This window comes from Amycolatopsis sp. WAC 01376 (assembly GCF_003947415.1).
Taxonomy (GTDB): domain Bacteria; phylum Actinomycetota; class Actinomycetes; order Mycobacteriales; family Pseudonocardiaceae; genus Amycolatopsis.
The window spans coordinates 271,654-291,395 of the sequence record NZ_QHKL01000001.1; the positions used below are offsets into that span (position 1 = coordinate 271,654).

Sequence of the window (19,742 nt, forward strand, 5' to 3'; positions counted from 1 at the left end):
TCCAGCCGATGCATTCCAGTCCGCCTCGTGCCCGGTCTCTTCCCGGCCGCTGCATTACGCCGCGCGGGCGACTTTGCCTTGGACGGCCTCGTAGTGGCCGACCAGTTCCCGGCAGACGGCGGGCCAAGTCCGGCCCAGCACGACCTTGCGCGCCTTCTCCCCCAGCCTGGCGCGCAGCGCTTCGTCGCGCAGGTCGTTCACCTTGTCCACCAGTTCTGTCGCGAACCCGGCGCGGTCGGCGGGCAGCAGGTACCCCGTGCGGCCGGGCAGGACCAGATCCTTCGGACCGCCCGCGTTCGGCGCCAGCACCGGCAGCCCGGACGCCATCGCTTCCTGAATGGCCTGGCAGAACGTCTCATGTGGTCCTGTGTGGACGAACACGTCGAGGCTCGCGTACGCCGCGGAGAGCTCTTCGCCGTACCGGGCGCCGAGGAACGCCGCACCTGGGATCCGTTCGCGCAGCATCGGCAACTCCGGTCCGTCACCGACGACGACCACGCGGATCCCGGCGATCCCGGCGAGCGCGGTCAGCCGCTCGACCTCCTTCTCTGGCGCGAGCCTGCCGACGAAACCGACCAGCAGTTCGCCGTTCGGCGCCAGTTCGGCGCGCAACGCGGGGTCGGCGTGGACCGGCGAGAACCGCTCGATGTCGACGCCACGCGCCCAGCGGTGCACCCGCGGGATCCCGTGCAGTTTCAGCTGTTCCACCGAATCCGTCGACGGCGCGAGCGTGCGGTCGGCCCGCGAGTGCAGACGGCGCACCCAGCGCCACGCCGCGCGAGCGGCGATGCCGAAGCCGTACGCGGCGGCGAACCCGGCGATGTCGGTCTGGTACACCGCGACGCACGGCACCCGCAGTCGTCTTGCCGCGGCGAGCCCGCGGGCGCCGACCACGAACGGCGACGCCAGATGCACCACGTCCGGACCGAAATCGGCGAGGGCGGTGAGCACCGTCCGGGTCGGCACGCCGACCGGGAGGGAGTTCACGCCGGGGAAGTCGAGGGCGGGAATGCGCACGACCGGGGCGCCGAGATACTCCGCGGGACCCGGACCCGGGGCGATGATCAGCACGTCGTGCGCGCGGTCGCGGAGGTGTTCCACGACGCGGAGCACGGAGTTGGTCACGCCGTTCACCTGGGGCAGGAAACTTTCGGTGACTATCGCGACTCGCACGCGGATCACTGTCGCATCCGGTTGTGACGCCCACGCCAACAAAAACGGAACAGACGACATGTCATCTCAAGGTCGTGTTCCGTAAACCAGGCTCGGCCACACTAGTCAGGCATGACCCTCCTGTCGTCAAGGCCGCCCCAGCCCGTCGAGCCAGGGCTGGTGTCGAGGGCCCTCGAAGTGGCCGGGCGGCTGGCCAACGACGCGACCGACGTGATCACCGCGACCGCCGGCCGCGGCGCCCAGCCCGATCCGAAGGACTCGCCCTTCGACTGGGTCACCGACACGGACCGGATCCTCGAACGCCACACCCGCCGCGTGCTGACCGCGGAATTCCCCGGAATCCCCGTCGTGGGCGGCGAATTCGGCGCCGACCACGGTGCCGACGTCGCCGAATACCGCTGGGTGGTCGACCCGGTCGACGGCACCGCGAACTACGTCGCCGGTGTCCCCTGGTGCGCGTACAGCCTCGCCCTGATCGACGCTTCGGGGCCGGTGGTGGGCGTGGTCGCGGACCCGTACCGCGCCCAGATCTACGCCGCCGCCCGCGGCCGCGGGGCCAGGGCGAACGGCAAGCCGATCACGCTCACCGACCGCCGCGGGACCGCCGGGGCGATCGTCTGCACGGAACTCACCCGCAAAGGTGTCTGGCCGGGGATGGGCCAGTTCATCGAACGGGCCCCCGCCGCGCACGCCGGGGTCCGGGTGCTCGGCTCGGCGGCCTTGGCGATCGCGCAGGTCGCGCTGGGGCACGCGGCCGCGGCGGTGCTGCACAGCTACCGCGAATGGGACGTCGCCGGATCGGTCGCGCTGGCCATCGAGGCCGGGGCCGTGGTGCTGGACCGGCACGGGGAAGACACGGCCCTGCCGGTCGACGCGCTGCTGGTGGCGGCGCCGGGCGTGGCCGACGAGGTCCTGGGCTGGTGGCAGGAGTCGGTCGGCTGAGTCGTCCGTTCAATCACGCGTGTCGTCCGCCTGATCACGTGAGTTCGCCGGTTCCGCACGGCAAGCCGGCGTGCCGCAACGGACGGCACACGTGATCAGACGGACGACTCAGCCCGTGCCCGGACGTTCTGCCGCCGGATCCACCACAGCAGCGGGCCGGCGATCAGCCAGGTGAAGAAGATCATGCTGCCCAGCGGCAGCAGCGTGTTCGCCGCCGAGCGGCCCGCCACCCGCGCGAGTTCCGGGTCGCCGACGTCGTACTCGATGTTCACCAGCTGCCCGGCGGCCAGCCCCGAGGGATAGAGCACCCCGTTGGCCGGGCTGTGCATGATGCCATCGGGGGTGGCGTAGTTGATGATCGTGCGGTCGAAGGTCACCGACTCGACCTGTGCGGTCGCCTGCCCGAGTTCCGCTTCGATCGCGTTGTCGTTGCGGATGGCGGCGAACAGCAGCGAGACGCCGAGCACGGTGACGAGTGAGGCGACAACGAGGGCGGCATACCACCCGATGCGCCTCACCCGCTCCGTTTTGGCCGTCACGCCGCGAGCGTAGCGCTACCCGTCAGTGGGCGTGTCGCTCGGCGAGGAATTCATGGGTCGCCTTGATCTGCGGGTAGGACTTCGGTGCGACAGGCGCCACAGCGGCCCGGAGAGCCGGCGTACCGTTCGGGCTCACCGCGGGCTTGCCCTTGGTGTACAGCCACGTCTGGAACAGGTCGTACAGCGGTTTGCCCGAGATCTTCTCCGCCAGCGCGATGAACTCTCCGATCACGGCCGACTTGGCCTTCTTCACCTGCTGCCAGGTCTGCAGGATCCGGAAGAACGTGTCGTCACCCACGGCCTTGCGCAACGCGTGCACCGCGAGCGCGCCGCGGTCGTAGACGGCCGCGTGGAACTGGTCGTCCGCGCCCGGGTCGGCGGGAAGGACCTGCCAGAACGGGTCTTCGGCGGGCGTGGAGTCGTAGATGTACTGGGCGAGTTCGTCGGCCGTGCCCTCGCCGGTCTCCTCCGACCACAGGAACTCGCCGTAGGAGGCGAAGCCCTCGTTCAGCCAGATTTCGCTCCACTTGCCCAGCGTGACGCTGTCACCGAACCACTGGTGCGCCTGCTCGTGCGCGACGATCGAGGTGTTGGAGCCGGACCGGAAGGCCCTGGCGCCGTACACCGGCCGCGTCTGGTTCTCCAGCGCGAAGGTGATGCCGGTGGTGACGACGCCGCCCTGCGCCTCGAACGGGTAAGGCCCGAACTTCGAGGCGAGGACCTCGGTGATCTCCGGCGTCCGCTCGATGCTGGCCTTGGCCGCGCCGAGCGATTCGCCGAGGTCGGCGCCATAGGCGGTGATGAACGGTTTGCCGTCCGGCGTGGTCTGCTCGTTCACCTCGAACTTGCCGACCTCCAGCGACGTGAGGTACGTCGCCTGCGGTTTGGTGCTGCGCCAGTTCCAGCGCGTCCAGCCCGGCCGCTGCACCGTCTTGCGCACGAGCGTGCCGTTCGACAGCGCGGCGACGTCGTTCGGGACCTCGACCGAGACGTCGTAGGTCGCCAGGTCGGTCGGGTGGTCGTTGGACGGGAACCACCAGGCCGCGCTCTGCGGCTCGTCGACGGCCAGCGCGCCGTCCGGGGTCTTCTTCCAGGCGGTGAAGCCGTCGATCTTCACCTTCGACGGCGTGTCCGCGTAGGCGACGACGACCGTGGCCGTCTGCCCCTTCTTCAGCGGCGTCGACGGCGTGACGGTCAGCTCACCGGTGCCGTCGGTCGACGTCGCGAACTTCGCGGGCCGGTTGTTGACGCGGACGCTCGACACCTTCAGGCCGAAGTCGAGGTTGAACGCCGAAAGGTCCTGCGTCGCGGTGAGCAGGATCGTCGTGGCACCGGAGAGCAGGTCGGTGGACGGCTGATAGGTCAGCCGGAGGTCGTAGTGACCGACGTCGTAGCCGCCGTTCCCGGCGTGCGGGTAGTACGGGTCGCCGATGCCGATCGAGCCGGGCGCGGGTGCGGCGGCCGCGGTGCCCACGAGCAGCACCGAGACGACGCCCGCGGTCAATCCGGCGAAGCCGGCGCGAGTGTTCAAGCGCATTGCGAATCCTCCCAGGATTTGTCAGCGCGCTCGAACGTAGCCACCCGATCATCACCGAGACACAGCCGAAGGAGGGGTTCCTAGCCTCTGGACTGAGATCAAAAACGGCTAGACAGCACGCACGGCCGACGACACCGCCGTACGGAGGCGCGCGTGCAGCTCACGGTGACGCGTTCGGTCCACCCGGACCTCCACCACCCGCAGCCCCGGCGCGGGCTTGAGCGCCGCGCGGAACTCGGTGAGCGTCTCGGCGACGACATGCGGAACGCGGTAGCCGGCGCACAGGGCACCGAGGTCGGCCCCGTGCGGCGTGCCGAAGACGCGCTCGAAGCTGGCGTTGTGCTCGGGCGCGCCCTGCTCCAGCAGGGAGAAGATGCCGCCGCCGTCGTCGTTGAGCACCACGATCGTCAGGTCGGGGCGCTGTTCGGCGGGACCGGTCAGCAGGCCGCTCGCGTCGTGCAGGAACGTCAGATCGCCGAGCAGGGCGTACGAATGTCCCCTGTGGACGGTCGCGGCACCGATCGCGGTCGACACCATGCCGTCGATCCCGGCGACGCCGCGGTTGCGGTGCACGAGGACGTCGGGCCGCAGCCGTCCGGCGAGCGCGACGTCACGGGTCGGGTTGGACGAGCCCACGACCAGCAGCGACCCCTCCGGGACCGCGTCGACCAGCTCGGTCGCCAGGCGCAGCCCGCTCGGCCACGGTTCGGCGGCCAGCGCTTCGGTCACCGCCGCCGACGCCGCCTTGTCCGCGCGCTGCCAGCTGGCGAGCCACTCGGGATCGGCCGGTTTGGTCGGCTCGTCGAACCACTGGCCGACCTGGCGGACGTTGTGCGCGGGCGCGGGCCAGTCCGAATCCGGCCGGACCAGCAGCACCTCGACGCCGGGATCGGACAGCACGCTCTGGACCTGCCGGAACACCGTCGGACGGCCGATGCACAGGACCTGCTCGGGTTTGTGCCGCGAGATGAACTCCTCGACGCCGAGCAGCCAAGCGCCGGACGAGATCGCCGTCGCGCCCGCCAGCCCGATGCCGCCGGTCTCGGAGACGACCGGCCAGCCGTGCAGCTCGGCCCATTCGCTGGCCGCCTGCACGCCGGTGTCGCACGCGATGACCAGGCCGGACCGCGCCGAGGGCACCACGAAAGAGGGAAGCGCGCCGAAGTCGGGCAGCTCGGTCCAGCGAGCGCCGTCGGGACGCCCTTCGAGTGACTCGTACCACTCTCCGTCGTCGTTGATGTCCGGCACGAGCGGCTCACGGAAGGGGATGTTCAGATGCACCGGTCCGCAGCGCCACTCGCCGTACGCGGCGTTCCAGGCGCGGCAGATCTGACCGCGCCAGTACGAGTTCTGGCCGGCGCGGCGTTCGGCGACGGCGAGCTCGTCGAAGTAGCGGATGGCGTTGCCGTAGAGCTGGTGCTGGTCGATGACCTGACTCGCGCCCGCGGCCCGCATCTCGGGCGGGCGGTCGGCGGTCAGCACGATCAGCGGCACGCCCGCGCGGTCCGCCTCCAGCACGGCGGGGTGGAAGTTCGCGGCCGCGGTGCCCGAGGTGCACAGCACGGCGACGGGGCGGCCCGTGCGCGCGGCGATGCCGAGGGCGAGGAAGGCGGCGCCGCGTTCGTCGATGCGGACGTGCAACTGGAGCCGTCCGGCGGCCGCCGCGTCGTACAGCGCGATCGACAGCGGGGCGTTGCGTGAGCCCGGGCAGAGGACGACGTGCGAGACGGTGTTGCGGACGAGTTCGTCGACGATGACCCTGGCCTGCGCGGTGGAAGGATTCACCGGCAGACCTCGGGTTTCACACTACGACTCACGGCCACACGTCCTATTCTCCCAAACGTGGATGACGCCCAGGTTTCCGAGCTGTTCGACCCGGCCTTGTGGACCGAAGTCGACGGTTTCGACTTCACCGACATCACCTATCACCGCTCCTCTGAGAGCCGCTCAGGCAAACGGGTGGTGCGTATCGCGTTCGACCGTCCCGAGGTCCGCAACGCCTTCCGTCCGCACACCGTCGACGAGCTGTACCGCGCGCTCGACCACGCGCGGATGAGCTCGGACGTCGGCTGCGTCCTGCTCACCGGCAACGGCCCATCGCCGAAGGACGGCGGCTGGGCGTTTTGTTCCGGTGGTGACCAGCGTATTCGCGGACGCTCCGGGTATCAGTACGCGGACGGGGAGACCTCCGACACGATCGATCCGGCGAGGGCCGGACGACTGCACATTCTCGAGGTGCAGCGGCTGATCAGGTTCATGCCGAAGGTGGTCATCGCCGTGATCCCCGGCTGGGCGGCGGGTGGCGGGCACTCGCTGCACGTGGTGTGCGACCTCACGCTCGCTTCGGCCGAACACGCGCGCTTCAAGCAGACCGACGCCGACGTCGGCTCGTTCGACGGCGGCTACGGCTCGGCGTACCTCGCCAAGCAGGTCGGGCAGAAGTTCGCGCGGGAGATCTTCTTCCTCGGGCGCGAGTACACGGCCGAGCAGATGCAGGCGATGGGCGCGGTGAACTCCGCCGTCCCGCACGCGGAGCTCGAGACCGAGGCGCTGGACTGGGCGTGGACCATCAACGGCAAGTCGCCGACCGCGCAGCGGATGCTCAAGTACGCGTTCAACCTCACCGACGACGGCCTGGTGGGCCAGCAGCTCTTCGCCGGCGAAACCACCCGGCTGGCGTACATGCAGGACGAGGCCGTCGAAGGCCGCGACTCCTTCCTGGAGAAGCGCTCCCCCGACTGGTCGGCCTTCCCGTACTACTACTGACCTCCGCATTTCGTCCTCTGAATGCGGTAGTTGCGTGCGCAACGATCGCATTCAGAGGACGAAATGCACGCCGTAGGCTGGCGGGATGCGTGCGATAGGGGTGGCCGGGGGTCCGGCGTCGATCGACGGGCTGACCTCGGCGTTGGCCGAGGCGCTCGGCGGCGGCCCGGCCGTCCTCCCCTACGCGTCGGAGGCCCTGCGGGACGCGATGGAGCCGACACGCCCGGCCGAACCCGGGACCGCGGTGATCATCGCCACCTCCGGGTCCACCGGCGAGCCGAAGGGTGTGCTGCTGTCGGCGTCGGCGCTGACCGCTTCGGCGAACGCCACCCACGCGCGGCTCGGCGGTCCGGGGCACTGGCTGCTCGCGACCCCGGCGCAGTACATCGGCGGACTGCAGGTGCTGATCCGCTCGCTGCTGGCCGGGACGACGCCCGCCGTGCTGCCCGCCCCCGGGTTCCGGCCGGACGACTTCGCCGAGGCCGCCGCGCCGCTGCTGTCACTGGACGGGCCGCGCTACACCGCGCTCGTGCCGACCCAGCTCGGACGGCTGCTCGACGCGGGCGGGCCCGGCCTGGCGGCGGCCCGCGCTTTCGACGCGATCATCGTCGGCGCCGCGGCGACCACCGCGGATCTCCGGCAGCGCGCCGCCGAAGCGGGCGTGAAGATCGTGCCCGCGTACGGCATGAGCGAGACCGCCAGCGGCTGCGTCTACGAAGGCGTACCGCTGGACGGAGTACACGTCGAACTCGAAGACGAGCGGGTCTGTATCACGGGTGACGTGCTCGCGCACGGCTACCGACTGCGACCCGACCTGACGACGGAGGCCTTCGAGGACGGCCGGTTCCGCACCTCCGACCGCGGCCGGTGGTCGGCCGACGGGCGGTTGGAGATCCTCGGCCGGATCGACGACATGATCAACACCGGCGGGGTGAAGGTGGCCGCCGCGGCCGTCGAACGGATCTTGACCGCGCAGCCGGGGATCCGGGATGCGTGCGTGGTCGGCGTACCCGACCCCGAGTGGGGTGAAGCCGTCGTCGCGCTCGTCGTCGGCGCTGGTTGCGACGTCGATTCGCTGCGGGCCGCGTGCCGCGAAGAGGCCGGCGCCGCGGCCGCTCCGAAGCGAGTCGAGTTCGTCGAAGAACTCCCGCTGCGAGGCCCCGGGAAGATCGACAGGACGGCCGTCCGGAATCTCCTACGAAGGTCGTGAATTCCCCACCGATTACTGGGACATTGTTGACACAATCATTACCCGCGGGTTTACGTCTAGGTATGACGCGCTGGACACGCACCGTATTGGCCTGCACCGCCGTCACGATGGGACTGGTCGCTTTGGCCGGACCCGCGCTGGCGGACGAACCGGAAACCGCCGTTCCGAACAGCGGCACGCTCACCTGGACACTGGAAGACGCGATCGACGACCTCAAGTAGCGCGACTCGTCACCTGCTCGGGATCCCTCGAGCAGGTGACGAGCCCCGCATACCGGCCGGTAGTGGCCAGGGCCAGAATGGCGGCATGGCGACTGCTGGTGAATGGATCGAAGGGGCGCGCCCGCGGACGCTGCCCAACGCGGTGGCGCCGGTGGTCGCCGGAGTCGGCGCTGCGGTCGCGCTCGACGGCTTCTCCTGGTCCCGATCGATTCTCGCGCTGCTGGTCTCACTCGCCCTGATCGTCGGCGTCAACTACGCCAACGACTACTCCGACGGCATCCGCGGCACCGACGAAAACCGCGTCGGCCCGCTGCGGCTGGTCGGCTCCGGAGTCGCGAAGCCGAAGGCCGTCCTGACAGCCGCTCTCGTCGCCCTCGGGCTCGCCGGAATCCTCGGGCTCGTTCTCGTCGCGATCAGCGGCCTGTGGTGGCTGCTGGCGATGGGCGCGGTCTGCATCCTCGGCGCCTGGTTCTACACCGGCGGCAAAAAGCCTTACGGCTACTACGGTTTCGGCGAGATCGCGGTCTTCGTCTTCTTCGGGCTGGCCGGCGTTCTGGGCACCGTGTACGTCCAAACCGGACAGCTCAGCTGGACGGCGCTCGGCTGCGCGGTCGCCGTCGGCTCGTTCTCGACCGGCGTGCTGACCGCCAACAACCTCCGCGACATCCCGACCGACATCGAGTCCGGCAAGCGCACACTCGCCACCCGGCTCGGCGACGACGGCACGCGACGCCTTTACCTGACGCTGGTCGCGATCCCGTACGTCGTGAGCGTGCTGCTCGCCTTCGTGACGCCGTGGGCGCTGCTGGGGCTGCTGACCGCGCCGCTGCTGGTGAAGTCCGTCAAGGCCGTCGGTGGCGGCGCGCAGGGGCGGGCGCTGATCCCGGCGCTGCGGGACACCGGGTTCGCGATGCTGGGGTGGGCGGTCTTGACCGCGGTCGCCCTCGCGCTCTGAGCCGTCACCGGACCTTTGATGCGGGACCGTGTGGATTTCGGGGCGTTGGATGACCCGAAATCCACACAGTGGGGCACGAAAGGGCCGGTCACGGCTTTTCTGCCCGTGTCGGCCTCGGGCGGGGGTGCGGGGGATGAACGCACCGTTCATCCCTTGAGTTTTCCGCTTCCGACTACCACCTGTAGTGCCGAGGCGTCTGGGCGGTCACTAAATGCAGCCCAGGCGATAGCAAAGGTCCCTTGCTCCTTTGGTGATCCGGCGAACTTGGGGTAAGCCGCCAGCCGGTGTCGCGAAAGACCCGAGAGCCCCAGGGCGTCAGGCCTCCGGGGCGAGCTTCCCGCTCACCAGGAACTCCCGGTACTTGTCCAGGTAAGGCGCGATGTCGATGTTCTTCCGCGCCAGCCACTCGTCGTCGTAGTACGTGTTGGCGTACCGCTCGCCGCCGTCGCACAGCAGCGTGACGACGCTGCCCGCTTGGCCTTCCGAGACCATCCGCGAGATCAGAGTGAAGGCGCCGAAGAGGTTCGTGCCGGTCGAGCCGCCGGCCCAGTGTCCGGTCCGTTCGCGCAGCACGCGGATGGCGGCCAGCGAGGCGGCGTCCGGTACCTGCAGCATTTCGTCGATCACGCCGGGCACGAACGACGGCTCGACGCGTGGCCGCCCGATGCCTTCGATCCGCGACGGCATGCCGGTGCTGTAGTCGAGCGCCCCGGTCTGCCAGGCGCCGTAGAACGACGAGTTCTCCGGGTCGACGACGGCGATCTTCGTGGTGTGCCGCTTGTAGCGCACGTAGCGGCCGAAGGTCGCGCTTGTGCCGCCGGTGCCGGCGCCGACCACGATCCACGTCGGCACCGGGTGCCGCTCGGACTGCATCTGCGCGTACACCGATTCGGCGATGTTGTTGTTCCCGCGCCAGTCCGTCGCGCGCTCGGCGTAGGTGAACTGGTCGAGGTAGTGGCCGTTGCACTCCGAAGCGAGCCGCTCGGCCTCCGGGTACATGTCCGGCGCGCGGTCGACGTAGTGGCATTCGCCGCCGTAGAACTCGATGAGCGCGATCTTCTCCGGCGAGGTGCTGCGCGGCACCACGGTGATGAACCGCAGGCCGAGCATCCGCGCGAAGTACGCCTCCGAGACCGCCGTCGAGCCGCTGGACGCCTCGACGAGCACGGTGTCCTGCCCGATCTGGCCGTTCACCAGGCCGTACAGGAACAGCGAACGCGCGAGCCGGTGCTTGAGCGAGCCGGTCGGGTGGACGGACTCGTCCTTCAGGTAAAGGTCGATGCCCCATTCGGCGGGCAGCGGGAAGACGTGCAGATGCGTGTCGGCGCTGCGGTTCGCGTCGGCCTCGATGATGCGGACGGCTTCGCGGACCCAGCTGCGGCTGTGCAGACGGCTCACGCGGTGCCGTCCGCTCGGTCGCCGCGCAGCTGGGAGCGCAGTTCGGCACGGGCGCGAGCGCGCTTTTCGTTGCGGCGGGCGAGTCCGGCGGTCACGCGCGCGTTCAGCGGGCGGAACAGCAGCAGACCCAGCGGCAGCCCCACGACCAGGCCGATCAGCAGCGCGACCAGCAGCGGGACGTTGACCAGCAGTAACCCGCCTGCGATGACCCCGACCAGGAGAAACCTGGCCAGTACGTACAGCGTCAGGTCACGGGGCAGGTGATTATCGCTCACATCAACGCAGGCTACGCGCTGCCGTTGCGGCCGTCCTCCAGGCCCGCGTTGTTGGGGCGCCCTTCGAAACGAGTGGAAAGCACGACGGTGGTGTTCGTCCGGCCGACGCCGGGAATCCGCCGCAATCTGCCGAGCGTCCGCTCCAGATCGTCGACGGTCGCCACCCGCACCTTCACGACGAAAGCCTCGTCGCCCGCGACGGCGTAGCAGCTTTCGACCTCGTCCAGGGCCCCGAGCGCGTCCGCGACGTCGTCTTCGGTCGCGGTGTCCGTGGGGTGGATGCCGACCAGCGCCGTCACGCCGAGTCCGACCGTGTTGGGGTCGACCATGGCGTGGTAGCCGGTGATCACGCCGGCGGCCTCGAGTTTGCCGACCCGCTCGTGCACTGATGAAGCCGAGAGCCCGACAGACCGGCCGAGGTCGGCGTAGGTAGCCCGCCCGTTCTCCCGCAATGCCGCGATGATCTTCCGATCCACCTGGTCCACCGCTACACCTTAGGTGCCACGGCCCGATTCGCGTGATCAGGGCGCGTTTTCGTACATCCGTGACAAGACCTGGGCGGCCACGGGCGCATGTCTCGGTTGTCGGTTTTGACCTTTAAGGGCTCTTTACTGTTGGACAACCGTTCGAGTACCTGACGGGTGAGATGCAACGATTGCCGTGTTGGCTACCCGGCACGACGGGCATTGGGCCCGCCTCCGGTTTAGCACTGGAACCGTGAAGGAGGCGGAAAATGACCGCGACCATGGGCGGCAGGTTGCTCACCCCCGGTGAAGTGGCGGCCCTGTTCCGGGTCGACCCGAAGACCGTGACCCGCTGGGCGACCGCGGGCCGGATCGGCTCGATCCGCACTCCCGGTGGGCACCGCCGGTTCCGCGAGGCCGAGGTGAACGAGCTCCTCGCCGAGCTGACCACCGACGCCAGCGAGTCCGCGCGCAAGGTCTGACCTGGCATTTCCCTTAAAAAGGACTCCGGTGACGAAGGGCACGAAATCGCCCTTCGTCACATTGGGGTATCCATGAGTCCCCCCGCGCGCGGCAAAGAGGCTAGCCTCGTGGGACTGAGCAACGTCCTCCACGCGGAAAGGGACCGAGCATGATCTATTTGCTCGCGGCCATCGGAGCGCTCACCGTCGCCGTGGTCTTGTGGCGCGCGTTCGGGATCGAGCGCGTCGGGGTGCCCTCGTCGCGACCGACACTCGCCCCGGACGACGACCCGGACTTCCTGCGCAAGCTCGGTGAGCAGCAGCGCAAAGGTAAAGACGAGGACAAAGAGTAAAGTCCGGCCCTAGGGCTGAATCGGCTGGTAGTGCTGGCCGCCGAAGCCGTCGGCGACGGTGGCCGCCAGTTCCAGCAAGGCCAGCCGCGTGTCGTCGTCGAGCCGGTCCAGTTCGATCTCGGCGCCTTCTTCCAGGTGCGGATCGAACGGGATACGGCAGACCGAGCGGACCCGTGCGCCGAAGTGCGCGGAGAGCTTGTCGAGATCGACGGAGCCGCCCTTCGGCCGCACCGAGTTGATCACCGCGACGGATCGTTTGACCAGGTCGCCGTAGCCGTGCGCCTCCAGCCAGTCGAGCGTGGCCGACGCACTGCGCGCCCCGTCGACGGAGCCGGACGAAACCACGACCAGCGCGTCCGCGACGTCCAGGACGCCCTTCATCGCCGAGTGCATCAAACCGGTCCCGCAGTCGGTGAGCACGATGTTGTAGAAGTGCTCCAGCAGGTTGACCGTGCGCCGGTAGTCGTCCTCGGAGAAGGCTTCCGAAACCGCCGGATCCTGCTCGCTGGCAAGGATCTCCAGCCGGCTGCCGCCCTGCGACGTGTACGACCGGACGTCGCTGTACCTGGTGATCTTGTCCGCGTCCCGCAGCAGGTGCCGGACGGTCGCGGTGGTCTCGATCGGGATCTTCTGCGACAGCGTCCCGCGGTCCGGGTTCGCGTCGACGGCGACGACCCGGTCACCGCGCAGTGAGGCGAAAGTCGAGCCCAGCGTGGTCGTCGTGGTGGTCTTGCCGACGCCGCCCTTGAGGCTCAGCATCGCGATCTTGTAGCACCCGCGCAGCGGCTGGTTGATCTGCGCGATCAGTTCACGCTTGCGCGTGTCCTTGGGGCTCTCCCCCGGGTTGACGAGCTTGCCGGTGCCCACGTAGAGCGCCTTGCGCCAGCCCGACTGCGGCTTGCGTTTCTGCGGCTTCACCAGGCTCGCGGTGGCGAGTTCGTCCGGGAGCGCGTGCCTGCCCTGCGGCTGCGGAAGCCCGGGCACGCCGGGCTGCTGGACCGGCTGTTGCTGCGGCGGCGGCGCGTACTGCTGCTGCGGCGGGTACTGGGCGGCCTGCTGCGGTTGCGCCTGCTGAGGGTGCAGCGGGGGCAGGTTCTGGTCGTAGGGCTGCTGATACTGCCCCTGCGACGGCTGCGGCAACGGCGGCTGCTGCTGTTGAGCGGGCTGCTGTTGCGGGTACTGACCCTGCTGCGGGTACTGGGGCTGGACGACCTGGGTCGGCTCGGCCTCGAAGCCACCCGCGTTCGGATGCGGCGCCGAATCCGTCCTGTCCTCGGAGAACAACTCCGAGGGTGGGACGCTCTCGGTGGGTTCGGGGTGGCCAGGAGCCGATTCTTCGCTGGGTCCGGTCACCGCTGAATTCCTCCTCCGCGCACGTCTTCCCCCATTACCTCAGTATTGACGGTAGTCGGCTCGCGTGCAGCGGCGGCGGTCAGCCCCCGGCGTAGGAATGCAGGCCCGACGTCACCAGGTTCACGAAGAACATGTTGAAGATCGTCGCGGAGAATCCGACGATGTTGATGATCGCCGCCCGCTGCCCGCGCCAGCCCGCGGTGGCACGGGAGTGCAGGTACGCCGCGTAGACGACCCACGCCACGAAAGCGACGGTCTCCTTGGGGTCCCAGCCCCAGAACCGGCCCCACGCCGCTTCGGCCCACACCGCGCCGCAGAGCACGCCGAAGGTGAAGATCGGGAAGGCGAAGATGGTGGTGCGGTAGGCGATGCGGTCGAGCACGTCCGCGGCGGGCAGCTTCGAGCCGAACTTGGCGAACTTCGCCGGGTTGTCGTCGTGGGCGGCGCGGAAGAGGTAGAGGACGCTCGCGACACCCGGCACCAGGAAGACACCCGAACCGATGATCGCCGCGGAAACGTGGATGATCAGCCAGTACGACTGGAGCGCGGGCTGCACCGGCGCGGCCGTCGTGTACAGCATGGTGCCGTTGACGAACATCAGGATCACGACCGGCAGCAGCAGGAAGCCGCTGAGGTGGCGGACCGGGAACTTCCGCATGATGACGAGCCAGGTCACGACGGCGATGAAGGTCGTCGCCATGCCGTATTCGTAGAGGTTGCCCCACGGCGCGCGGTGCACGGCGAGCCCGCGCAGCACGATCGCGGCCAGGTGGAGCAGCGCGGCCAGCACCAGCAGCGCGGCGCCCATGCGGCCGATGCGCTCGGGGCGGCCGATCTCACGCGAGGGCTCGATGGGCGTCCCGTAAGCCGGCGGACCGCCCGCGCCGACCAGTTCGCGGGAACGCTGGATGCTGCGTTCCGCCGCCAGACGGCCCTTCGCCCCGAAACCCTGCTCGATGAGGGCGAACATCAACGCGACGACGTAGATCGCCGCCGCGGTGGTGTAGGAGTAGTCGCTGTACTGGGACAGCGTCTCGTTGATCGGCATGACCTCTAGTTGCCTCTCTGCCCCTGGACCAGCTTGGCGCTGATCCGCTGGAACTCTTCGCCGTAGCCCGCCTGATCGGTGCGCGCCAGCCCGGCGACCTCGATCACGGTACCCGTCTCACCTTCGCGCGCCGGGCTCACCCGCACCCACACCCGGCGCCGTTTGACCAGCAACGATCCCGCCAGCCCGATCAGCATCGCGACCGCGCAGACCAGCACCCAGCCCTGCACGGGATCGTGCGAGACCTGGATCGCCACCCATTGCTGGACACCGTCGAAGCGGACCTTCGTGCCGTCGTCCAGCACGGTCTCCTGGCCCTGGTCCAGGTTCTGCCGGGTGAGCTTCTTGAGCCTGCCGTCCGCGACGAGCGACTGGTCGATCTGGAAGATCGACTGGCCTCGACCGGCGTCGAGGCCGAGGTCGCCGCGGTAGATGTCGACGGCCACGGCCGGCTTCTTCGCCTCGGGCCTCGACGACGTCAGCACGTTGCCGTGCATGAACGCGGTCGGCGCGAGCAGGCCGGTGATCGCGAGCTGCCGGGTGCGGCGTTCGATCGGGTCCGCGATCCCCGGCTGGTCGATCTTCGTGGCGCCTTCGGAGAGCTTCGTCGGCTCGTCGGCGGGACGCCACGGAGTGATGTTGGTGCGCACGGTGCCGTCGGGGAAGGTCACCGTGAACTTCGGCGAGTAGCCGAAGTTCAGCAGGTAGACGCGGTCGCCCGCGGTGCGCAGCGGCGAGTTGACCTCAAGCCCGTACGGCTTCCACGCACCGGTCTTCAGGTCTTCGCCGGACTGGTACTCCATGTTGGAGTGGTAGTAGTTCGCCTGCCCGCTCTCGGTGTAGCGCGCCTCGAAGTCCTTCAGCCGGATGCAGAACGCGTTGAGGTCTGTGCCGTCGACGCGCAGCCCGGCGTTGAAGGTGTCGTAGCCGAGGATGCCGGAGTTGCACCACGGGCTGTTGTCGGCCTGGACGATGACCTGGCCTTCGTAGCCGAACAGCTTGCCCAGCGCGAAGAAGATGATCAGGCCCAGCATGCCGAAGTGGAAGACGAGGTTGCCGGTCTCGCGGAGGTACCCGCGTTCGGCGGAGATGCTTCGGGTTCCGTCGGCGTCTTCGTGCTCGACGCGGCGCCAGCCTTTGAGCAGCGCGTGAGTGTCCTTCATGACCGTCTCGGGGACCCGGTCGGTCGTGGTGGACACGTGATGCGGCATCCGCGAGAGCTTGCGCGGCGTGAGCACCGGCTTCGCGCGCATCGCCTTCGCGTATTCGAGGCTGCGCGGCGCGAGACAGCCGATGAGCGAGATCATCAGCAGGATGTAGATCGCGGAGAACCAGACGCTGCCGTACACCTCGAAGAACTGCGTGCGGTCGAGCAGTTCGCCCCACCAGCCGTGCGCGGCGATGTACTCGTCGGTCTTGGCGACGTTGAGGTTCCGCTGCGGCAGCAGGGCGCCCGGCATCGCGGCGAGCGCGAGCAGGAACAGCAGCACCAGCGCGGTGCGCATCGACGTCAGGCCGCGCCAAGTGTTGCGTAGGAAGGCGAGGACGCGCTTCAGCGGCGTCGGACGGTATCGAGTGGTCACAAGGGCAGCCTGAGGTCGTTCACGAGGGTGTTCCGGATCCAGCCGATCATGTCGCCCCACAGTCCGGTCACCAGCAGCACACCGACGATCATCAACAGGACGCCGCCGAAGATCTGCACCTGACGGCCGTGGCGGCGCAGCCAGTCCGTCGCGCGGACGGCCCAGCGGGCGCCGACCGCGATGAGCAGGAACGGGACGCCGAGGCCGAGGCAGTACACGAGGATCAGCGCGTACCCGCGGACGGCGGCGCCGCCGGTGGCGCTGGCCAGGGTGGTGACCGCGGACAGCGTCGGCCCGATGCACGGCGTCCAGCCGAGCCCGAACACCGCGCCGAGCACCGGCGCGCCCCACAGTCCGCCGCGCGGCACGTGATGCGAACGGAACTCGCGCTGAAGCCCCGGAATCCAGCCGAGGAAGACCATCGCCATCGCGATGGTCAGCACGCCGCCGAGGCGCTGGAGGAGGTCCATGTTGAGCTGGACGGCGTCGGCGATCCACACCAGCGTCCCCAGTGTCACCACGAAGACGACGGTGAACCCGAGCACGAACAGCGCCGCCGCGCCGACGACGGCGTACCGGCCCTTCTTGCGCCCCTCGTCCGCGCTGACCGCGGGAGCGTCGGCGCCGACCAGCGCCGCCAGGTACGCGAGATACCCGGGCACCAGCGGCACGACGCAGGGCGACGCGAAGGAGATCGTCCCGGCCAGCAGCGCGACAGCCGCGGCGAGCAGCAGCGGCCCGGACAGCGCCAGCTCGGTAACACCGTTCACGCAAAGGAGCGTAGGCAGTGTGGTCCAGGTGAAAACGCCGGGGCTGGCCCAACGGGACCTACGTCGCACCCGGTCAGGACCTTGGTCCCGGCCCCTTCATCGCGTTTCGTCCTCTGAATGCGGTAGTTGCACACGCAAGGACCGCATTCAGAGGACGAAACGCGGGAAGTGGTCAGGCGGGTTCGGCGACCAGGCGTTCGACGACGGGCAGCAGGTCCGACGCCAGCAGGTCCCGCAGGAACACCGCCGCGACGCGGTGCTGTTTGTCCAGCACGATCGTCGACGGGATGATGTTGCGCGGATAACCCGAAAGCTGCAGCAGCGTCCGCCCCGACGGGTCGTAGATCGACGGGTACGTCAGCTTCCGGTCCCGCATGAAGTCCTGCGCCGGTGCCCGGTCGTTGTCCCGCAGGTCGATGCCGACCACCTGGACGCCGGATGCCTTGGTCTGGTCGTAGACCTTCTGCATCTCCGGCGCCTCGACGCGGCACGGCCCGCACCATTGGCCCCACAGGTTCAGCACGACGACCTTGCCGGGGAAGTCCGCGATCGAAAGCTGTTTGCCCTCGTTCATCAGGTCGTCGCCGGACAGGGTCGGCGACGGCTGGCGGTCCGCGACGTCGTAGGTGATGTCGACCTTCCCGCCCGGCGACACGAAGTTGAACGAGCCGCCGGTGACGACGGCGTCCTTGCCGGTGGTGCAGCCGGTGACGACGAGCGCCAGCCCGACGACGGCCGCCACGAGTCGCTTCATGCGCCGGTCACCTTCGGGTCGGTCGTGCCGGCGGGCTCGCTGTAGACGATCCGCACGAGTTCTTCACCCTCGAAGACCAGGCTGGTCAGCGACGCGAGCGAGCACTGCCGGTTGCGCGGGTCGTGCCAGAGCCGCTTCGCCTCCAGGAAGCGCCGCACGGTCCAGATCGGCAGCTGGTGCGAGACGCACAGCGCCTCGTGCCCCTCGGCCGCGCGCCGCGCGCGATGGATCGCGCCGAGCATGCGGTGCGCGATCTCGACGTACGGCTCGCCCCAAGACGGCCGGAACGGGTTGACCAGCTTCGGCCAGTGCTTCGGCTGGCGGAGGGCGCCATCGCCGACGGCGACCCGCTCGCCCTCGAACTGGTTGTCCGCCTCGATGAGCCGATCGTCGGTGTCGACGTCGAGCCGGTGCGCGGCGGCGATCGGCGCCGCCGTCTCCTGCGCGCGCTGAAGCGGCGAAGCGACGACGTGCGTGATGTCGTGCTTCGCGACGGCTTCGGCGACCGTCAGCGCCTGGCGCTGGCCGCGGTCGGAGAGCTTGAAGCCGGGAAGACGGCCGTACAGGATCTTGTCCGGGTTGTGCACCTCACCGTGGCGGAGCAGGTGCACGATCGTCGTCTCGCTCACGCCTGGACCGCCTCGGCGGCGGCGCGGGCGGCGACGCGCAGCGCGGACTCGATGATCTCGAACTCGGCGTCGCCCATGGCCGCGTTGACGAACCAGGCCTCGTACGCGCTCGGCGGCGCGTACACGCCGTTGTCCAGCAGCGCGTGGAAGAACGCCGGGAACCGCCAGGTCTCCGAGGCCTGCGCGCCCGGGTAGTTCGTCACCGGGTTCTCGCTGAAGAACACGCTGACCAGGTTGCCCGCGTACTGCACGGTGTGCGCGACGCCCGCCTCGGTCAGCGACCGGTCGAACAGGTCGCCGAGCCGCTTCGCGTTGGCGTCGAGGGCGGCGTACACGGCATCGTCGGCCGCGCGCAGCGTCGCGAGCCCGGCGGCGACGGCGACGGGGTTCCCCGACAGCGTCCCCGCCTGGTACACCGGCCCGCCCGGGGCCAGTTTCGCCATCACGTCGGCGCGGCCGCCGAAGGCCGCGGCCGGCAGTCCGCCGGACATCACCTTGCCGAAGGTGTACAGGTCACCGGCGACGCCTTCGAGGCCGAACCAGCCCGCCTTCGAGACGCGGAACCCGGTCATCACCTCGTCCATGATCAGCAGCGCGCCGTGCTCGTGCGCGATCTCCTTGAGCCCGGCGTTGAAGCCGTCGGCCGGGGCGACGGCGCCCATGTTGCCTGCCGCCGCTTCGGTGATGATCGCCGCGATCGAGTCCGGATTGTCCACAAAGGACTTCCGGACCGCGTCGAGATCGTTGTAGGGCAGGACGATCGTGTCGGCAGCCTGCGCGCCGGTGACACCGGGCGACGTCGGGAGGCCGAGGGTCGCGACGCCGGAGCCCGCTTCGGCGAGCAGCGCGTCGACGTGGCCGTGATAGCAGCCCGCGAACTTGATGATCTTCGCCCGGCCGGTGAATCCCCTGGCCAGCCGGATCGCGCTCATCGTCGCCTCGGTGCCGGAGTTGACCAGACGGACCTGCTCCACCGGTTCGACGCGGCCGATGATCTCCTCGGCCAGTTCGACCTCGCCGCTCGTCGGCGTGCCGAACGACAGTCCGTTGACGGCCGCTTCGCGGGCGGCGGAGACGACGTCCGGATGCGCGTGCCCGAGGATCATCGGTCCCCACGACGAGACCAGATCGACGTAGCGGTTGTCGTCGGCGTCCCAGAGATACGGACCCTCACCGCGCACCATGAACCGCGGGGTGCCGCCGACGGAGTTGAAGGCCCGCACCGGGGAGTTCACCCCGCCCGGGATCGCGGCCTTCGCTCGTTCGAACCATGCCTTGGACTGATCGACTCCGGTAGTCACCTCCCCAGTC

21 protein-coding genes are annotated in these 19,742 nt (G+C 69.3%); 7 read left to right on the forward strand and 14 right to left on the reverse strand.

Annotated elements, in window-relative coordinates:
* Positions 1–54 precede the first annotated feature (54 nt).
* Positions 55–1,173, reverse strand: coding sequence for a glycosyltransferase family 1 protein (locus DMH03_RS01370; protein ID WP_199748624.1), 1,119 nt, complete (start codon positions 1,171–1,173; stop codon positions 55–57).
* 111 nt (positions 1,174–1,284) lie between these two features.
* Between DMH03_RS01370 and DMH03_RS01375 the strand changes: the two genes are divergently transcribed.
* Positions 1,285–2,115: an inositol monophosphatase gene (locus tag DMH03_RS01375; protein WP_125790198.1), complete on the forward strand. Its 831-nt coding sequence runs from the start codon at positions 1,285–1,287 to the stop codon at positions 2,113–2,115.
* A gap of 95 nt (positions 2,116–2,210) precedes the next feature.
* Here DMH03_RS01375 and DMH03_RS01380 read toward each other — a convergent pair whose 3' ends face one another.
* The 3 genes from DMH03_RS01380 to menD all read right to left on the reverse strand — a co-directional run bounded on the left by DMH03_RS01380 (position 2,211) and on the right by menD (position 5,976).
* On the reverse strand, positions 2,211–2,654 hold the full coding sequence (locus DMH03_RS01380) for a DUF3592 domain-containing protein (RefSeq protein ID WP_125790199.1): 444 nt from the start codon (positions 2,652–2,654) through the stop codon (positions 2,211–2,213).
* 22 nt (positions 2,655–2,676) lie between these two features.
* Entirely contained in the window at positions 2,677–4,191 is a 1,515-nt protein-coding gene (locus tag DMH03_RS01385; protein WP_125790200.1) for a M1 family metallopeptidase, read from the reverse strand.
* 108 nt (positions 4,192–4,299) lie between these two features.
* The gene (gene menD, locus DMH03_RS01390; protein ID WP_199748626.1) at positions 4,300–5,976 is read right to left on the reverse strand and encodes a 2-succinyl-5-enolpyruvyl-6-hydroxy-3-cyclohexene-1-carboxylic-acid synthase; all 1,677 of its coding nucleotides are present in this window, start codon (positions 5,974–5,976) and stop codon (positions 4,300–4,302) included.
* 57 nt (positions 5,977–6,033) lie between these two features.
* Between menD and DMH03_RS01395 the strand changes: the two genes are divergently transcribed.
* The 4 genes from DMH03_RS01395 (at position 6,034) to DMH03_RS01405 (ending at position 9,343) form a co-directional block, all read left to right on the forward strand.
* Entirely contained in the window at positions 6,034–6,957 is a 924-nt protein-coding gene (locus DMH03_RS01395; RefSeq protein ID WP_125790202.1) for a 1,4-dihydroxy-2-naphthoyl-CoA synthase, read from the forward strand.
* A gap of 85 nt (positions 6,958–7,042) precedes the next feature.
* The gene (gene menE / locus DMH03_RS01400; protein ID WP_199748627.1) at positions 7,043–8,167 is read left to right on the forward strand and encodes an o-succinylbenzoate--CoA ligase; all 1,125 of its coding nucleotides are present in this window, start codon (positions 7,043–7,045) and stop codon (positions 8,165–8,167) included.
* Positions 8,168–8,229: 62 nt separating this feature from the next.
* Positions 8,230–8,388 (forward strand): hypothetical protein, encoded by a 159-nt coding sequence (locus DMH03_RS42230; RefSeq protein ID WP_167337758.1) that lies wholly within the window; start codon positions 8,230–8,232, stop codon positions 8,386–8,388.
* Between the two features lie 85 nt (positions 8,389–8,473).
* Complete coding sequence (locus DMH03_RS01405) at positions 8,474–9,343, forward strand: 1,4-dihydroxy-2-naphthoate polyprenyltransferase (protein WP_125790203.1); 870 nt, start codon at positions 8,474–8,476, stop codon at positions 9,341–9,343.
* A gap of 315 nt (positions 9,344–9,658) precedes the next feature.
* Here DMH03_RS01405 and DMH03_RS01410 read toward each other — a convergent pair whose 3' ends face one another.
* From DMH03_RS01410 to DMH03_RS01420, 3 genes are read right to left on the reverse strand one after another with little or no spacing between them, the layout of a single operon-like run.
* On the reverse strand, positions 9,659–10,741 hold the full coding sequence (locus DMH03_RS01410; protein WP_125790204.1) for a PLP-dependent cysteine synthase family protein: 1,083 nt from the start codon (positions 10,739–10,741) through the stop codon (positions 9,659–9,661).
* Entirely contained in the window at positions 10,738–11,016 is a 279-nt protein-coding gene (locus tag DMH03_RS01415; RefSeq protein WP_125790205.1) for a DUF4229 domain-containing protein, read from the reverse strand. Before DMH03_RS01415 ends, DMH03_RS01410 begins: the two co-directional genes overlap by 4 nt.
* A gap of 11 nt (positions 11,017–11,027) precedes the next feature.
* Positions 11,028–11,501, reverse strand: a complete 474-nt coding sequence (locus DMH03_RS01420) for an Lrp/AsnC family transcriptional regulator (protein ID WP_199746236.1) — start codon at positions 11,499–11,501, stop codon at positions 11,028–11,030.
* A 248-nt stretch (positions 11,502–11,749) separates the two neighbouring features.
* Here DMH03_RS01420 and DMH03_RS01425 point away from each other — a divergent pair, with 248 nt between their 5' ends.
* Positions 11,750–11,962 carry a BldC family transcriptional regulator gene (locus DMH03_RS01425; protein WP_125790206.1) on the forward strand — a complete coding sequence of 71 codons (213 nt, stop codon included), beginning with the start codon at positions 11,750–11,752 and terminating at the stop codon, positions 11,960–11,962.
* A 149-nt stretch (positions 11,963–12,111) separates the two neighbouring features.
* Positions 12,112–12,294 carry a hypothetical protein gene (locus DMH03_RS01430; RefSeq protein WP_005151794.1) on the forward strand — a complete coding sequence of 61 codons (183 nt, stop codon included), beginning with the start codon at positions 12,112–12,114 and terminating at the stop codon, positions 12,292–12,294.
* A gap of 9 nt (positions 12,295–12,303) precedes the next feature.
* Here the strand turns inward: DMH03_RS01430 and DMH03_RS01435 are convergent, their stop codons facing one another.
* The 7 genes from DMH03_RS01435 to hemL all read right to left on the reverse strand — a co-directional run bounded on the left by DMH03_RS01435 (position 12,304) and on the right by hemL (position 19,732).
* The gene (locus DMH03_RS01435; RefSeq protein WP_125790207.1) at positions 12,304–13,647 is read right to left on the reverse strand and encodes a MinD/ParA family protein; all 1,344 of its coding nucleotides are present in this window, start codon (positions 13,645–13,647) and stop codon (positions 12,304–12,306) included.
* A gap of 79 nt (positions 13,648–13,726) precedes the next feature.
* On the reverse strand, positions 13,727–14,695 hold the full coding sequence (gene ccsB, locus DMH03_RS01440; RefSeq protein ID WP_125790208.1) for a c-type cytochrome biogenesis protein CcsB: 969 nt from the start codon (positions 14,693–14,695) through the stop codon (positions 13,727–13,729).
* Positions 14,696–14,700: 5 nt separating this feature from the next.
* The gene (locus DMH03_RS01445; RefSeq protein WP_233611344.1) at positions 14,701–16,200 is read right to left on the reverse strand and encodes a cytochrome c biogenesis protein ResB; all 1,500 of its coding nucleotides are present in this window, start codon (positions 16,198–16,200) and stop codon (positions 14,701–14,703) included.
* Between the two features lie 74 nt (positions 16,201–16,274).
* Positions 16,275–17,048: a cytochrome c biogenesis CcdA family protein gene (locus DMH03_RS01450; protein ID WP_125790210.1), complete on the reverse strand. Its 774-nt coding sequence runs from the start codon at positions 17,046–17,048 to the stop codon at positions 16,275–16,277.
* Positions 17,049–17,220: 172 nt separating this feature from the next.
* Positions 17,221–17,802 carry a TlpA disulfide reductase family protein gene (locus DMH03_RS01455; protein ID WP_125790211.1) on the reverse strand — a complete coding sequence of 194 codons (582 nt, stop codon included), beginning with the start codon at positions 17,800–17,802 and terminating at the stop codon, positions 17,221–17,223.
* Positions 17,799–18,431, reverse strand: coding sequence for a histidine phosphatase family protein (locus tag DMH03_RS01460; protein WP_125790212.1), 633 nt, complete (start codon positions 18,429–18,431; stop codon positions 17,799–17,801). Before DMH03_RS01460 ends, DMH03_RS01455 begins: the two co-directional genes overlap by 4 nt.
* On the reverse strand, positions 18,428–19,732 hold the full coding sequence (hemL, locus tag DMH03_RS01465) for a glutamate-1-semialdehyde 2,1-aminomutase (protein WP_125790213.1): 1,305 nt from the start codon (positions 19,730–19,732) through the stop codon (positions 18,428–18,430). Before hemL ends, DMH03_RS01460 begins: the two co-directional genes overlap by 4 nt.
* Positions 19,733–19,742: the final 10 nt, after the last annotated feature.